This is a genomic window from Streptococcus oralis, assembly GCF_015561235.1.
Taxonomy (GTDB): Bacteria; Bacillota; Bacilli; order Lactobacillales; family Streptococcaceae; genus Streptococcus; species Streptococcus oralis_BK.
In genome coordinates, this window is sequence record NZ_JADMTC010000001.1 from 353242 (window position 1) to 365986 (window position 12745).

At 39.4% G+C, this 12745-nt stretch carries 15 protein-coding genes; all 15 read left to right on the top strand.

Annotation, left to right across the window (positions count from 1 at the left end):
* Positions 1–2772 (top strand): hypothetical protein, encoded by a 2772-nt coding sequence (locus I2H52_RS01875; RefSeq protein ID WP_001028665.1) that lies wholly within the window; start codon positions 1–3, stop codon positions 2770–2772.
* 97 nt (positions 2773–2869) lie between these two features.
* Positions 2870–3250, top strand: a complete 381-nt coding sequence (locus I2H52_RS01880; protein WP_000157140.1) for a VOC family protein — start codon at positions 2870–2872, stop codon at positions 3248–3250.
* A gap of 246 nt (positions 3251–3496) precedes the next feature.
* Positions 3497–4297 (top strand): dihydroorotate dehydrogenase electron transfer subunit, encoded by an 801-nt coding sequence (locus tag I2H52_RS01885; protein ID WP_195593946.1) that lies wholly within the window; start codon positions 3497–3499, stop codon positions 4295–4297.
* Positions 4260–5246: a dihydroorotate dehydrogenase gene (locus I2H52_RS01890; RefSeq protein ID WP_162097466.1), complete on the top strand. Its 987-nt coding sequence runs from the start codon at positions 4260–4262 to the stop codon at positions 5244–5246. The genes I2H52_RS01885 and I2H52_RS01890 overlap by 38 nt, the downstream gene beginning before the upstream one ends.
* Positions 5247–5368: 122 nt before the next feature.
* Positions 5369–7237 carry a glucosaminidase domain-containing protein gene (locus I2H52_RS01895; RefSeq protein ID WP_045616951.1) on the top strand — a complete coding sequence of 623 codons (1869 nt, stop codon included), beginning with the start codon at positions 5369–5371 and terminating at the stop codon, positions 7235–7237.
* Between the two features lie 169 nt (positions 7238–7406).
* The gene (locus I2H52_RS01900; RefSeq protein WP_195593948.1) at positions 7407–8399 is read left to right on the top strand and encodes a DNA/RNA non-specific endonuclease; all 993 of its coding nucleotides are present in this window, start codon (positions 7407–7409) and stop codon (positions 8397–8399) included.
* Positions 8400–8490: 91 nt separating this feature from the next.
* Positions 8491–8727 (top strand): DUF2829 domain-containing protein, encoded by a 237-nt coding sequence (locus I2H52_RS01905; RefSeq protein WP_000141913.1) that lies wholly within the window; start codon positions 8491–8493, stop codon positions 8725–8727.
* Positions 8720–9418: a 3-oxoacyl-ACP reductase gene (locus tag I2H52_RS01910; protein WP_007521593.1), complete on the top strand. Its 699-nt coding sequence runs from the start codon at positions 8720–8722 to the stop codon at positions 9416–9418. Before I2H52_RS01905 ends, I2H52_RS01910 begins: the two co-directional genes overlap by 8 nt.
* Positions 9419–9454: 36 nt before the next feature.
* Complete coding sequence (locus I2H52_RS01915) at positions 9455–9790, top strand: hypothetical protein (RefSeq protein WP_045616953.1); 336 nt, start codon at positions 9455–9457, stop codon at positions 9788–9790.
* A gap of 18 nt (positions 9791–9808) precedes the next feature.
* Positions 9809–10228 (top strand): SMI1/KNR4 family protein, encoded by a 420-nt coding sequence (locus tag I2H52_RS01920; RefSeq protein WP_061588103.1) that lies wholly within the window; start codon positions 9809–9811, stop codon positions 10226–10228.
* 19 nt (positions 10229–10247) lie between these two features.
* Positions 10248–10586 carry a DUF7716 domain-containing protein gene (locus I2H52_RS01925; RefSeq protein WP_007521599.1) on the top strand — a complete coding sequence of 113 codons (339 nt, stop codon included), beginning with the start codon at positions 10248–10250 and terminating at the stop codon, positions 10584–10586.
* 52 nt (positions 10587–10638) lie between these two features.
* A complete protein-coding gene (locus tag I2H52_RS01930) occupies positions 10639–11010 on the top strand; it encodes an Imm51 family immunity protein (protein ID WP_061588104.1) in 372 nt (123 codons plus the stop codon).
* Between the two features lie 51 nt (positions 11011–11061).
* On the top strand, positions 11062–11667 hold the full coding sequence (locus I2H52_RS01935; RefSeq protein WP_061588105.1) for a DUF6707 family protein: 606 nt from the start codon (positions 11062–11064) through the stop codon (positions 11665–11667).
* Between the two features lie 39 nt (positions 11668–11706).
* Positions 11707–12204 (top strand): NUDIX hydrolase, encoded by a 498-nt coding sequence (locus I2H52_RS01940; RefSeq protein ID WP_007521606.1) that lies wholly within the window; start codon positions 11707–11709, stop codon positions 12202–12204.
* The gene (locus tag I2H52_RS01945; RefSeq protein WP_061588106.1) at positions 12201–12641 is read left to right on the top strand and encodes an ASCH domain-containing protein; all 441 of its coding nucleotides are present in this window, start codon (positions 12201–12203) and stop codon (positions 12639–12641) included. The genes I2H52_RS01940 and I2H52_RS01945 overlap by 4 nt, the downstream gene beginning before the upstream one ends.
* The last annotated feature ends 104 nt before the right edge of the window (positions 12642–12745 follow it).

The window sequence follows — 12745 nt, forward strand, 5'->3', positions numbered from 1 at the left end:
ATGAATATATGGGAAACTTTAGGGATAGAGCCAACGACTGACGTCAAGCTTATTAGAAGGCGTTATGCTGAACTGGTTCGGCTCTATCACCCAGAAGACCAACCAGAAATTTACCAAGAAATTGTTGAAGCTTATCAAAAAGCCTTGACTTATGTGAGATCTAGAAATACAAAACCAGAAAATAGTCTAAGAAAAGCGAGTGACTCTCAAGAAGCTGCTGAACTTGAAGAAGAGGCGAATGAAAAGCCTAACTCTAGTCTCCACTTTGAAAACTTGACTGAAGAAACGAATACTGAGAACGAAGAGTCTGAAAGATCTAGTCTTGATTTCAGTGATTATCAGCAATCGACTGATAAATTCAGCGATTCCTTTAACTTTGAAACCTTTAAAGCAGAAGAGGATAAGCAAAAGTCCACCCTTGACTTTAGTGACTATGATGAGGAAGTTCAGCTAAATGGAGATTCTGAAGAAAGAGCTACGAATACCCTCAACTTTGAAACGTTTGGTGACGAAGAGAACCAAGGGCAAGAAGGAACAACAAGGTCTACTCTTGACTTTAGTGGTTATAATGAAGGAACCTATCTGATCCAAAATGCGATTGAAAGTATTGTTGGAAACGACGGGTATAACCAAGAGGAACAAGAGCATCTATGGCGTCAGTTCTTTCATCAGTATCAGTATGATATGGACATTGTTCAATCCGTTTTAGAGGAAATGGATGTTTATATTTTTAACAAACCGGAGCAATTCTCTATCCTCATCCCCTTGCTGGAAGATTATATACCTGACTTTAAGTACTGGGGCTATTACTATAAGCTGAAGTATTGGAAAGTTAAAAGAGCTATAGCAGAAGAGGAAGGCAGTTCGCTTGAAAGCGCACATGAAGCCACTGAAGAATTCTATTATTCTTATCAACTTTGCCAAGAAATTCTTCAAGATTCTAACCAAGCAAATCAATTGAGCTCTTGGATAGAGTTTTTCAAGCACCCCTATCTGAGCTTTATGGTCTTAGATCAAGTAAATCAAAATCGTCAGATAATCAAGAGTGTGCCCGTTTTAACCTATATTCTTGAAAAAAACCGACAAGTCATATTTGAAGAGGATTATCCACTCTTGAATGACTTGGCTGATTACTTAGACGAAGTAAAAGGGGAGCTGGGAGAAAACGTTGACTTTAGTCACTACTTTCTAGATAATCCAGATGAAGTTGAGGCAGCCTTCTATGAGTTGCTCCATGCTCAGTATGAAGATGAGTATAAACTGTTACGTGATTGGCAATACCTTTTTGAATCAGTCAAAGATCACACGCTCCTACTTGATTTGTTAGAAAAGGTGGACGTCTATCCTTTAACCAATGCGAAAGTGTTAGCCCTCGTTCTCCAATTTGTGGAGCGTTACAGTGATGAGGAATCAAATCCTTACCTGAAAAAACTCCATTTCTGGAAGAGTATCCATTACTATCCTTCAGTGGTAGAGGAGTATGCACTAGATAAAAAAGAAAATTTTGATTACTGGTACAATGAAGGTTATCTTTATGTGGATAAGCTCACTAAGAGCGATGAAGATATCAATGATTGGGAAAAGTGGAGAAGCTACTTTAAAGGAAGACCACGCATTCTAACGATTTTGCTTCAACAGATCTATAAGGAGTACCATCGGTTTACAGATGGCAAGCTCTTGAGATATGTTTTGGCTCCATTTCCTACTTCTAAAATGGCTCCCCAAATGATGACGGAGGAGACAGACCAGAAACTAGAAGAGATGACAGTTTATGCTTATGAACTTAGTCATCCAAAGGCCAAGCTCTCTTATTTGGATTGGAAAAAAAGACAGGTATTTAATAATAAGTTTCTTCAGATTTTCTCTGGTCTCTTTACGATTGTGAGTTTGCTACTCAGTATTATAGAGCGACCTGGTTATAATTCATGGGTTCATGCTGGTATGTTTTCACTCTTTTACGTCTATATGCTAAAATTAAGGAAAACACCGATTGAGGAAGGAGTGACTGCTAGGGGGGAAAAACGAAAATTCTACTACAGTCCCCATCCATGGTTCCTACTAATTTTGTTATTGACCCTCGTCATTCCCTCCTTACCGTTTGGTCTCATTGGTGCCCTCATTTTCATTACATTATTCTGTCTAATCGATGGTTTTCAGGTGAGTCAAGGGCTGAAGTGGGATTATTCTTTGGAGAAGCTGATTCCTATCGGTATCTTTCTTTCTGCTGGCTTCTTATCCGCTTTGGTAAATCAAAGTCAGATCATTTCCGGAGTTGCAATGATGTACTTCCATATTTTTGCAATTCTTGTGATTAGCTTGTCTTTTACAAGATTTAGTCCTGGATTTCCACCATCTCTGAAGAAAATTTTCATACCAGCAATTTTGGGTATCCTACTCTTTCAATTATTGCCTTTCGTTCACAGCCGCTTAAACATTTTTAATCCAAATATCCTAAGAAATGAGACTCTGGCCTTGACGGTTATCCTTTTGTTAAATGGTATCGTCTTGTCTTATTTTACAAAGGAACAAGGCTTCATGATTGGTGTGAAGAAGGTCTTTATGATTTATGGCTTGCAGATCTTTATTTTCCTAAGAAGACTGTTCCGAATCCTATTCGCACTTATACCCGATTTTAGCAAAATTTATTTTGAAAAAGACCTGTTAATCCTGAATAGCGAATTTGCTTTCTACTTCCTCGAGGGACTTTTTGTCCTGATCATGCTTTTCCTTATTCGCAATATACGCAAGGAAAATCGTAAAAGTGCTTCTTAGAATGAAAGAGTAGAGAAGAGGACTCTAGTTCAAGTTTCTAGTAAATTTTCCTGAATAAAGGTATAATAGAACTATTCAAATGAAAGAGGTAATGAAGATGGCTTCAAAAATGTTACACACTTGCTTGCGAGTAGAAAACCTTGAAAAATCAATTGCATTCTATCAAGATGCTTTTGGTTTTAAAGAGTTGCGTCGCAAGGATTTTCCAGATCATGCTTTCACCATTGTCTATCTAGGACTTGAGGGGGATGACTATGAGTTGGAGTTGACCTATAACTATGATCACGGTCCTTATGTGGTAGGAGATGGCTTCGCCCATATCGCTCTCAGCACACCTGACCTTGAGGCCCTACATCAAGAACATAGCGCCAAAGGCTATGAGGTGACAGCCCCTAATGGACTTCCAGGAACTCAACCAAACTATTACTTTATCAAGGATCCTGATGGCTACAAGGTCGAAGTCATTCGTGAAAAATAATCCAGTAAAGTCAAGTAGAATGTTCGTTTTCTGCTTGACTTTTTTTCTTTGAAAGAGTATACTAATACAAATTTAACCTTTAAGGGGAGTCCAGAGAGACTTACAAGGTGTCAGATAAAAGGGATAGGGGACTCTCTGTGGAGACTTTTTAAGTGTGCGCATGAGTTCTAGCCTAACCCAACTGAGGCCTTGCATTAGCAAGGTCTTTTCTTTATCTGGTCCCCTTAAATTTAAGGAGGAAAAGTCATGAATCCCACATGTAAGAAACGTTTGGGTGCTATTCGTTTGGAAACCATGAAGGTGGTCACACAAGAGGAAATTGCGCCAGCAATCTTTGAATTAGTCTTAGAAGGAGAAATGGTTGAAGCGATGCGAGCAGGCCAATTTCTACATTTGCGTGTGCCTGATGATGCCCATCTCTTACGCCGTCCTATTTCAATTTCGTCTATCGATAAGGCAAACAAGCAGTGTCATCTCATTTATCGGATTGAGGGGGCTGGGACCACTATTTTTTCAACATTAAGTCAGGGAGATACTCTTGATGTGATGGGGCCTCAGGGAAATGGTTTTGACTTGTCTGATCTGGACGACCAGAACCAAGTTCTCCTCGTTGGTGGGGGGATTGGTGTTCCGCCCTTGCTCGAAGTAGCCAAGGAATTGCATGCGCGTGGGGTGAAAGTAGTAACAGTCTTCGGTTTTGCTAACAAGGATGCTGTTATCCTCGAAAAGGAATTGGCCCAATATGGTCAGGTCTTTGTTACGACAGATGATGGTTCGTATGGTATTAAGGGAAATGTGTCAGTTGTCATCAATGAATTAGAAAATCAGTTTGATGCTGTTTACTCATGTGGGGCTCCAGGAATGATGAAGTACATCAATCAAAGATTTTATGACCACCCAAGAGCCTATCTATCTCTAGAGTCTCGTATGGCTTGCGGGATGGGGGCCTGCTATGCCTGCGTTCTAAAAGTGCCAGATAGTGAGACGGTCAGCCAACGCGTCTGTGAAGATGGTCCTGTTTTCCGTACAGGAACAGTTGTATTATAAGGAGAAAGTCATGACTACAAATCGTTTACAAGTTTCTCTCCCGGGCTTGGACTTGAAAAATCCTATCATACCAGCATCTGGCTGTTTTGGTTTTGGACAGGAGTATGCCAAGTACTATGATTTAGACCTTTTAGGCTCCATTATGATCAAGGCGACGACACTAGAACCCCGTTTTGGAAATCCAACTCCCAGGGTGGCAGAAACACCTGCCGGTATGCTCAATGCAATCGGTCTGCAAAATCCTGGTTTAGAAGCTGTTTTAGCTGAGAAGTTGCCTTGGCTGGAAAGAGAGTATCCTACGCTTCCCATCATCGCAAATGTTGCAGGCTTTTCAAAACAAGAGTACGCTGCCGTTTCTCGAGGAATTTCCAAGGCAGCAAATGTAAAAGCTATCGAGCTCAATATCTCTTGTCCGAATGTGGATCACGGCAATCATGGACTTTTGATTGGGCAAGATCCTGATTTGGCCTACGAAGTGGTAAAAGCAGCTGTGGAAGCCTCTGATGTGCCAGTTTATGTTAAGTTAACCCCTAGTGTAACGGATGTTGTCACTATTGCTAAAGCCGCAGAAGATGCAGGAGCAAGTGGCTTAACCATGATCAATACCCTTGTCGGTATGCGCTTTGACCTTAAAACCAGAAAACCAATCCTAGCCAATGGAACGGGTGGGATGTCTGGTCCAGCAGTTTTTCCAGTAGCCCTCAAACTCATCCGTCAAGTCGCCCAAACAACAGACCTGCCCATCATTGGAATGGGGGGAGTGGATTCGGCTGAAGCCGCTTTAGAAATGTATCTGGCTGGTGCCTCTGCCATCGGAGTTGGAACAGCTAACTTTACCAATCCTTATGCCTGTCCTGATATCATCGAACATTTACCAAAAGTCATGGACAAATATGGCATTAGCAGTTTGGAAGATCTCCGTCAGGAAGTCAAAGCCAGTCTGAGATAAGCTAGGTCTTCCTTATCGTCAACAAGAAATAGAATCTTCATCAATTTGTAATATTTCCGTTGGTTAACTATGTTACAATAGAGTTTAGAAAATGTATATAGTTTTTTACTAAGGAGAATAAAATGAAGAAGATACTACTTGCAAGTACTGTTGCTCTCTCTATAGCAGGATTTGCAAAATCGGCAGTGTATGCCGAAGAGTCTCAAGTTACAAAAAAAACTCAGACAACAGATGTAGTTGAGAAAAAAGAAGAGTCTGCTCCGAATAAAGAAGAGTCTGCTCCGAAAAAAGAAGTTCCCCGAGTTGATACTAGGAAAGAGTCAGTTGTAAAAGAGAAAGATCCCGCTAAAGAAGATTTATCAAATAAGGAAAAAGATAGGGAAAGCAAAAAAGAAGGTTGGCTGAAGGAGCAGGGAAGTTGGCGCTTTTATGAAAATAATCAACCTGTCTTAGACTGGAAACAAATCGATAACAAATGGTATTACTTCAATAAAGAAGGTGTTATGATTAGTAATATTATAATCGATGATTATCTTATTCAAGACAATGGCGCTTTGGCAGAAAATACATGGGTAAAAATTTCTGACAAGTGGTACTATGCTACAGCTTCTGGAAAAATTCTCCGTAATAAATGGGAAAAAATCGCTGGTATTTGGTATTACTTTGATAAAGAAGGCATCATGGTAACTAATACTTTAGTTGGTGATTATCTTATCCAAAATAGTGGTGCTCTTGCAGAAAATACATGGGTAAAGATTTCTAACAAGTGGTACTATGCTACAGCTTCTGGGAAAATTTCTCGTAATAAATGGGAAAAAATCAAAGGGATATGGTACTATTTTGATACTGATGGTGTAATGCTAAGTAATCAGTGGAAAACAGATTACTATCTAAAAGACAGTGGTGCCATGGCAGAAAAAGAATGGATATTTGATAATTCATACAATAGTTGGTTTTATTTAAAAACAGGAGGGGCTTATGCTTCTCGAGAATGGAGTGGCTCATATTACCTTAAAACAGGTGGATATATGGCCAAAAATGAGTGGATTTTTGATAAAGATTATGATGCTTGGTACTATCTAAAAGAAGATGGTATGTATGTGACAGGTACTTTTAATATTAAAGGTAAAGAGTATTCTTTTCAAAACAATGGAAAGTGGATTTCAGAATCTAAATATTACAAAGTGAAACCTATCACTGCATATGTATATAGTAGTTCGGGAGAAAAATTAAGCTATGTATCAAAAGGAACAATTGTCTCGCTTGGAGATACTCAATCTACGAAAAACACCCAAATACCAGTGAATATTTCTGGACTTTCGGGTTTCATGAATAAAAGTGATTTGACAGCAGTGGATGAAGGAAGCGAGTTTATCCCTCATTATACTAGTGATGGGAAATTCCTCTACCATGAACTCTCTCCTTATACGAGTATCAAAGTAGCTCCACATACATCTGCTATGGTTATTGGTAAGAAGTACTACTCAACTGATGGAGAGCATTTTGATGGCTTTACGGTTAAAAATCCTTTCCTCTTTAAAAACTTGAGAGAGCCAAGTAATTATAGTGCAGCTGAGTTGGATAAAGTTTATTCTGTTATGAATATTCAAAATAGTCCTCTAGCGGGGAAAGGAGCGACTTTCAAAGAGGCTGAAGAACGTTACGGTGTCAATGCCCTTTACTTGATGGCCCATAGTGCCCTTGAAAGTGCTTGGGGTCGCAGTCAAATTGCCAGAGATAAGAACAATTTCTTTGGTATTGCGGCTTATGATACTAGCCCTTATCTCTCAGCCAAGAGCTTTGATGATGTGGACAAAGGAATTCTCGGTGCGGCCAAGTGGATTCGTGAGAATTATATCGACTACGGCAGAGACCACCTTGGAAACAAGGCAACAGGAATGAATGTTCGCTATGCTTCCGATCCTTACTGGGGAGAGAAAATAGCTAGCATCATGATGACCATCAATAGTAGACTTGGTGGGAAAGACTAATCAAAAAAATCAACGGTAACTACTGAAAAAGTGGTTATCGTTTTTGTTTTGGACACGCGAGAAAAATAGTATAATAACAGTTTCTTTATTGTTGAATAATTAGCAAAATGATAGTAAAATGTAGAAGGAAGTATTAGTATAGTTATTATACAAAATAAAGGAGTTTATTATGAAAAAGTTGCTCACCCTTTCACTTGCCTTACTTTCAGTAACAACACTTGTTGCTTGTTCTGGTCATAAGGTAGAACAAGCGGTTCCAGAAGAAAAAGTCGAACAGAAGCAAGTCAAATTCGATGAAAAGTTGTTTAAAGAAGCTGGACTCTTGCCTTTTAAAAATGAGAAACAACTAGAACTTGGGGAATTGGATTCTAAATCACGCGCAACAGGTGCTCATATTCAACTTAAGGACAGCGATGAACCAACTGAGAAGAGAGAGTCCAAGTTGACTTATGATCCAGTTGGATGGCACAATTATAAATTCTTTTATGGTGACGGTAAAAAAGAAGCTTGGTTGATGAGTCGAGGTCATTTGATAGGGTATCAATTTAGTGGATTGAATGATGAAAAGAAAAACTTGGTTCCGATGACTAACTGGCTCAATGCTGGAAATTATTCTGGAACAGATGACCAAAACCAAAGTGGCATGCTTTATTATGAAAATCGATTGGATTCTTGGTTGGCCAATCATCCGAACTACTATCTTGATTATAAGGTGACCCCAATCTATCAAAAGGACGAATTGATTCCAAGACAGATTGAGTTGCAGTATGTGGGAATTGATGAAAATGGCAAACTCTTGGAAATCAAGTTAGGTGGTAGTAAGGAAAAGGTTGATCAGTATTCTGTGACGCATGTTATTCTAGACAATGTTTCAGCTAATGCGGAAATCAATTATTTGGATGGTACTGCTAAAAATACAGTTGAAGATGCAAAGATAAAAGAAGAAAAAGAAAAGGCTAAGAAGGAAGCTGAGGAAAAATCCAAGAAAGAGGCTAAAGAAAAAGCACGTCAGGCTGCACAAGAAAAAGAAGAAAGTCAGAAATCAAACTCGCAATCAACAAATTCAGGTGGCTACTTTAGGGATAGAAACGGAAGATGGCACAGACCAAATGGTAAATTTGCTTCCAAGAAAGAAATTAGAGAAGCCGGATTGCAGTGGTAAGAAGAATTTAGTAGATATACAGTCAAAAAGCCGTTGGAAAACGGTTTTTTGTTATAATTAAATTAAGAATGTAGCATTAAAGGAGAAGAACATGACATTTGAAGAAATCTTGCCTGGATTAAAGGCTAAGAAAAAATATGTACGAACTGGTTGGGGAGGGGCTGAAAACTATGTGCAGCTTTTTGATACCATCGAGCAAAACGGGGTTGCACTTGAAGTGACACCTTATTTCCTCATCAACGTGTCTGGAGAAGGGGAAGGGTTTTCGATGTGGAGTCCGACACCTTGTGATGTTTTGGCGACGGATTGGGTAGAAGTGCATGACTAAACGTGTATTGATTACGGGAGTAAGTTCAGGGATCGGTCTAGCTCAAGTTCGCCTCTTTTTAGAGAATGACTATCAAGTTTATGGTGTAGACCAAAGAGAAAATCCACTCCTACAGGGTGATTTCCACTTTTTACAGAGAGATTTAACTCTTGACTTGGAACCAATTTTTGACTGGTGTCCTCAAGTTGATATTCTTTGTAATACAGCGGGAGTGTTGGATGACTACAAGCCTTTACTAGAACAATCAGCGAAGGAAATTCAAGAGATTTTTGAAATCAACTATGTGACTCCAGTTGAGATGACACGGCATTATTTGACACAAATGTTGGAAAATAAAAAAGGAATCATAATCAATATGTGTTCGATTGCCTCAAGCCTAGCAGGAGGTGGTGGTCACGCCTATACTTCCTCTAAGCATGCCCTGGCTGGCTTTACCAAGCAGTTGGCACTAGACTATGCTGAAACTGGGATTCAGGTCTTTGGTATCGCTCCAGGAGCAGTAAAAACTGGAATGACCGCAGCTGACTTTGAGCCAGGTGGACTAGCTGACTGGGTAGCTAGTGAGACACCCATCAAACGTTGGATTGAGCCAAGTGAAATTGCTGAAGTTAGTCTCTTTTTAGCAAGTGGAAAAGCAAGCGCCATGCAGGGACAAATCCTAACGATTGATGGAGGATGGAGCTTGAAGTAGCATAGTTGCTATTCTGTAAATATGTGGAGGTAAACTATGAAAAGAGATGAATTTGGATTTGTCTTGCCCAATCTCTACTATCAGTTTTTAACGGAGTGGAAAGAGATTGACCCCTTTGAAATTGGAGATACAGGTATCTGTTTGTATGCTAAGGAGGATCTTCAAGAGCGTAATGAGACTTATCAGATTGAGGAAGTAGAGCCAGATTATTTTATGATTGGACAGGAAGGAGATTTGGCCTGCTTTATCGAGAAAAATGCTGATGATTGCATTTATGAAAATGACTTGGGTGCTTTTGGCTCCTTGGAAATACAAAAAGTTGCTACAAACGTCTATGACTTTATTGACAAGATTTTAGAGGAAGGATTGTAAAAATGGGAGGGAGAAATCATGTTTAGGGTGCTAGATGCAGATTCGCCGATTTCAAAAGAAGAACTTTTACAATTTGAGGAGTTTCTTGGAAAGAAATTGCCGGAAGCTATGAAGGATTTTTATCTCAAGTACAACGGTGGGCAACCCCAGGTAATAGGTGTCCACGATGACCGTCATCTCTTTCCTTTCAATTCCTTTAATTCAGTAGGGGAGATGAGAAATTCTCTTACATGGTTTGACGATGAGGTTGTGCCTGAAGGATTTAAGGCAATAGACCTTCTCCATTTTGCCTATGATCCTGGATCTGGCAACTATGCTCTTTCCTTAAGGGAAGAGGATTATGGAAAGGTTTACTTCTATGTTTTAGAAGAAAAAGCTGAGTTGTATGGTCAATGGCCATCTTTTGAGGATTTTTTGAATTCCTTTGTTGAAGAGTGATACGAAAAAAGGAGAAGGGATGCGGAAATACCAAGAACTTTCACTAGAGCAGATAATCGAGCAAATGCGCGTGGACGAGTCTTCTTCAGATGATTTTTGCCTCTATGGCAAGGAGGATGGAGAGCTAGCACTAGATAGGCTCTATTTGGTATCAGATTATCCGGATGTCGTAGAAGACCGTGATGTCTACCCGACGGATGTAGTGGAGCAAAGTCTTCAACTAGTCTACTATGGAGAGCAGTTGTTCGATGTTCTCTCGGTTGCACTTGAGGAAAAGCCAGATGCAAGTCTCCAAGACTTGGTTGAGGCTTTGAATTATTATCATCAGCACGATAGTTTCATGCCATTTGAACCCTAGTTACAAACATAGAATGTTGCAGTCCATTGACAATATAAAAAGAAGTTAAGAAATGATAGATTACGAAAACATAAATGAAAAAATTTCCCCCTTTAACTTGCTTGTATATGATGAGGATCCTCAAAATGTTCGCGGATCGCTCATTTATTACCCTGATGGAGAATATAGACAGGAAGTGTTTGACACTCGAGAAGAGGAGGGATTTGAAGGAAATGGCTACGATTGGGTATCCTTGGCTTTGGTATTTTTGGAGGAAAAAATGCCGGAATTAAGCGATGCTATCGACTTTGATCCTGAAGGAAGTATGTTTTGTGCCTATTCTTCCAAGGTAGATGCCTTGTCTAAATTTGCTCAGGGTTTTAAAGAGTTTTGCGATGATATTGAAGCTATGAAAGACTTGTTCAGTAGAGCAGAGTTGGATTAATTAACTAAAATAGTTTTAAAATTTTTGAGAAGATAATAGAAAGGAATTCAGATGAAGCTATCAGAAGTAGTTGAGCTAGTGGAAAATCATCCAGACCTACATCTCTATATAGATAAAATTTTAAAAAAGCATAAAAAGACTCAAGCTGGCTATCTCGAATCACTGAGTCATCTGGCCTATTTACTTTATCTGGATGGTCAAGAGGAAACGGCTAATGAATTATTAGATAGGATCATACAGGTTCCATTTGAAGGGAATCATAACACCTGGACCTTTGTTGACAGTTCTCTGGTTTTATTGGCCTATCTGGAAAGAGAAAAAGAAAATCAGGTACTTGTCTATAAAAAACTTCTTTTATCTCCGCTAGAACAAGGGGAGGAATCCACTCAAAAAATAAGAAGGAGAGTTCATCAGAGATTTTTGAATGGCGATAGCTTAGAGCAAAAGCTTGAAAAAATCGAGCAAGCTCTAAGTCCTGAATCAGAAATGGAACGTCGTCTGCTATACTTGGCAGATTTATTGAAGATTCACCTTTTTATTGATGAGTCAACTTGTGAAGAGACAGATATCCAGACAAAAATGGAAGAGAATATGGAGATACTAAAGAAGTATATCAAGGAGCATGAAATCTATAGCCTCTTTCCTTTTAAAGGATAAGGTGAGGTAGCAATCTTGGATTGTTAGAAAGAGTAGGAAATGGAAATCAAAAAACACTTTGGTGTTTATGGCGTTTGCCTTGAGAATGGGAAATTGCTTTGCATTGAGAAAACAAGAGGACCTTATCAACATCGTTTTGATTTACCTGGTGGTAGTCAAGAACTAGGTGAGGGGTTGACAGAAACTCTCAAGAGAGAAGTTCTGGAAGAGACAGGATATGCTCTTAGCGATTATTCAAACCCTAGAATCTATGATGTGTTGGTTCAAGAAGAAGGGCAAGATTTCGCAGTACACCATATCATGGCTTTTTATGATGTGGTGCTCGATTTCGGGAGCTCTCAAAAATCTCTTCCTCATGAAGTTCTTGATGGAAGTAATGATTCAGTAAATGCAATTTGGCTTCCTATCGAGCAGATGACCGAAGAAAATGCCTCACCCCTAGTATTAAAAGTTAAGGCAGAGTTAGGAGGATTTCCAGAATTGGACAAGACCTCTTACATGAATTGGAAGGTAAAAGAAAAGCAGGAGAAGAAATGACACCGCAAGAAATGTGGAATAAATACAAACAAATCAATCCCTTGATCGGAGATGAAATCGATGCCTGGACTTTTGGAGTGGAAGCCGATCTCTTGGCAGATTTGGTTTTAAAAGGTGAAAAGACGGCAACTGCATCAGCCTATGATCTTTATGCAGTTGATAACGAACTCCTGCCACAAGAAGGGACCTTTGATGTCATTTTAGATAGTCAAGATCGGGCTGTCTGTATTATCGAAATTACAAAGGTTTCCGTTCAGCCTTTTCATCAAGTGTCAGCTGACCATGCCTTCAAGGAAGGGGAAGGTGACAAATCTTTAGCCTATTGGCGTCAGGTTCATGAGGACTGTTTCGTCGAGTGGCTGAGAGAAGCAGGTCTGACTTTTACACCTGATAGTAAGGTTGTATTAGAAGAATTTCGCAAGGTCTACCCTCAGTAGACTACTAGAAGGAAGAAAGTTTTGGAAATCGCCGTCCAATCCTTTTTTCTTAAGCAAAACATGATATAATAAGTTTGTTTGAAGAAGAGCTCTAGCTCTTAAAC

Excerpts from the sequence above, each read along its gene's own strand:
- I2H52_RS01875 (WP_001028665.1), top strand. The coding sequence starts at position 1 with ATGAATATATGGGAAACTTTAGGGATAGAGCCAACGACTGACGTCAAG.
- I2H52_RS01880 (WP_000157140.1), top strand. The coding sequence starts at position 2,870 with ATGGCTTCAAAAATGTTACACACTTGCTTGCGAGTAGAAAACCTTGAA.
- I2H52_RS01885 (WP_195593946.1), top strand. The coding sequence starts at position 3,497 with ATGAATCCCACATGTAAGAAACGTTTGGGTGCTATTCGTTTGGAAACC.
- I2H52_RS01890 (WP_162097466.1), top strand. The coding sequence starts at position 4,260 with ATGGTCCTGTTTTCCGTACAGGAACAGTTGTATTATAAGGAGAAAGTC.
- I2H52_RS01895 (WP_045616951.1), top strand. The coding sequence starts at position 5,369 with ATGAAGAAGATACTACTTGCAAGTACTGTTGCTCTCTCTATAGCAGGA.
- I2H52_RS01900 (WP_195593948.1), top strand. The coding sequence starts at position 7,407 with ATGAAAAAGTTGCTCACCCTTTCACTTGCCTTACTTTCAGTAACAACA.
- I2H52_RS01905 (WP_000141913.1), top strand. The coding sequence starts at position 8,491 with ATGACATTTGAAGAAATCTTGCCTGGATTAAAGGCTAAGAAAAAATAT.
- I2H52_RS01910 (WP_007521593.1), top strand. The coding sequence starts at position 8,720 with ATGACTAAACGTGTATTGATTACGGGAGTAAGTTCAGGGATCGGTCTA.
- I2H52_RS01915 (WP_045616953.1), top strand. The coding sequence starts at position 9,455 with ATGAAAAGAGATGAATTTGGATTTGTCTTGCCCAATCTCTACTATCAG.
- I2H52_RS01920 (WP_061588103.1), top strand. The coding sequence starts at position 9,809 with ATGTTTAGGGTGCTAGATGCAGATTCGCCGATTTCAAAAGAAGAACTT.
- I2H52_RS01925 (WP_007521599.1), top strand. The coding sequence starts at position 10,248 with ATGCGGAAATACCAAGAACTTTCACTAGAGCAGATAATCGAGCAAATG.
- I2H52_RS01930 (WP_061588104.1), top strand. The coding sequence starts at position 10,639 with ATGATAGATTACGAAAACATAAATGAAAAAATTTCCCCCTTTAACTTG.
- I2H52_RS01935 (WP_061588105.1), top strand. The coding sequence starts at position 11,062 with ATGAAGCTATCAGAAGTAGTTGAGCTAGTGGAAAATCATCCAGACCTA.
- I2H52_RS01940 (WP_007521606.1), top strand. The coding sequence starts at position 11,707 with ATGGAAATCAAAAAACACTTTGGTGTTTATGGCGTTTGCCTTGAGAAT.
- I2H52_RS01945 (WP_061588106.1), top strand. The coding sequence starts at position 12,201 with ATGACACCGCAAGAAATGTGGAATAAATACAAACAAATCAATCCCTTG.